The 1671-nt window shown below is 41.2% G+C and carries 4 protein-coding genes; all 4 read right to left on the bottom strand.

Annotated features, from left to right (window positions below; all coding sequences use genetic code 11):
• Positions 1-159 precede the first annotated feature (159 nt).
• A complete protein-coding gene (locus A3735_RS21205) occupies positions 160-435 on the bottom strand; it encodes a hypothetical protein (RefSeq protein ID WP_068511479.1) in 276 nt (91 codons plus the stop codon).
• Positions 436-563: 128 nt separating this feature from the next.
• Positions 564-893, bottom strand: a complete 330-nt coding sequence (locus A3735_RS21200) for an immunity protein YezG family protein (RefSeq protein ID WP_068510496.1) — start codon at positions 891-893, stop codon at positions 564-566.
• An 87-nt stretch (positions 894-980) separates the two neighbouring features.
• Complete coding sequence (locus A3735_RS21195) at positions 981-1352, bottom strand: hypothetical protein (protein ID WP_068511402.1); 372 nt, start codon at positions 1350-1352, stop codon at positions 981-983.
• Between the two features lie 133 nt (positions 1353-1485).
• Positions 1486-1671, bottom strand: a 186-nt coding sequence (locus tag A3735_RS32045; protein WP_231882610.1) for a hypothetical protein, incomplete at its 5' end; no start/stop codon positions are given.

Below are 1671 nucleotides of genomic sequence, written 5' to 3'. Positions count from 1 at the left end.
AAGAAAACCGCGTACAAGTGTTTGGTACTTTTGCGCATATAACGCCTGCCACAACGGCTTGGGTGAAGTGGCGGCGTTTTTGCGTCTTTTTGCAAAAACGGTGACAGTTTACCCAAGTCCGATTGATGGCACTTGTTATGTGTTTTCATTGAATTTAGGTCATCTATTGTAACCAATATCTGGGTTATTAGATTGATACTTGCGAATGAACTCTACCTCTTTGGCTGCTAGTTCAGACTCTTCACAATCTGGTGACTCCCAAAGTATCTGTTTACGTACTGTGTAATCTTTGCGTACCTCTTGAGGAAGCGTTGCAAAGTCTGCATTTACTGTATCCATATCCGGGCTGCCAAAATAACGATGGCTTCCGATGCTATCCTTGCCTATATATATTTTACCTGTGGGATTATAAGTAATTTTATAGATCTGTTTCATCTGCTCCGGAATTCCATTTTTTCACATAACGCCCAGCTCACCGGAGGAGCAAAATTGGCGTGACTTTTTGCTCCAGCAAAAAGCGCGACACATTTTGCGGAGTCCGGTGGAGCTGCTTGTTATAGCTTTTATTGGTATTCAAATTTGGTTTTAGCCTCACCAGTTTCATTTATAGTTAGTGTAAATGACTTCCAATCACCGCCAGTATGCGATTTCATAACTGAGTGAAGCTTAGGCACAACGGTATAGAGCCGCTCTCTTTCAGGTTTTACAAGTGCCTTTGAGACCCTTTTACCATCAATTACATAACTAAATTTGGATCCTATTGAACTACTACCATCTTCTGAAGTGTGATATTTAAACTCACACGAAAGAGATTCATACCCTAGCTCACTGCTTATCATCATGAGTTCGCTCAACTCATTCAATAGTGATACTTGCTCATCCATAATATTCATAAATCACCATTCCTGCTATAACGCCGCCAGCAGCGGCCGAGTGAAACGAGGTCCAGCGACCGCAGGGAGCGATGCTGCCTGGCCTTGTTATGTTTGCCTGAACCATGGTATTGGGCTTTTATCGCCACGACCTTTCCTTGCACTCTCAATAAGGCTAACAAGACTGCGCTTATCATATTTCTTCGCTGTGTCAGTATCTCTAATTTGTATGCCTCGGGAATCATAATCTATGTAAATTTCATCGTTGTTAATAATCAATAGATAACAATAATAACCATCCCTCATTTGATGGCTTGAACCAATTAATTGAGTAAAAAATACATCGAATTTCCCGTCACTTCCGACTGCGCAGCGCCAACGTTGTATCATTGCTTCACGCGATTGAACTTCATCTGCTGCCAGTTCCTTAACTCTTTCGTAGAATTTTGTTTCTTTCAAAGGCGCAGACTTAAACTTCAATTGACCAATCCTTTATTTGAAAACATAACGCCTGCCACAACGGCTTGGGTGAAGTGGCGGCGTTTTTGCGTCTTTTTGCAAAAACGGTGACAGTTTACCCAAGTCCGATTGATGGCACTTGTTATGTAAACAGTTATTTGTTCCGTATTTCTATTACTACGTCAGCCTCTCTCTTTATATTTGGCCGAGTTAACTCAGGATCTTCTTTATCCAGACACATAAACTGAATTTCTGCCTGGGCATCTGATGTGAATGGAACCATATCCTTTTGAGATACTCGAACAACTTGGAAATGCTTATTTTGATTGTTACAAAATGC

Source organism: Oleiphilus sp. HI0061 (assembly GCF_001635675.1).
This window is presented reverse-complemented; position numbering and strand designations above follow the sequence as displayed.

What these genes read in the sequence shown, in the direction of transcription:
- A3735_RS21205 (WP_068511479.1), bottom strand. Translation starts at nt 435, where the DNA reads ATGAAACAGATCTATAAAATTACTTATAATCCCACAGGTAAAATATAT.
- A3735_RS21200 (WP_068510496.1), bottom strand. Translation starts at nt 893, where the DNA reads ATGAATATTATGGATGAGCAAGTATCACTATTGAATGAGTTGAGCGAA.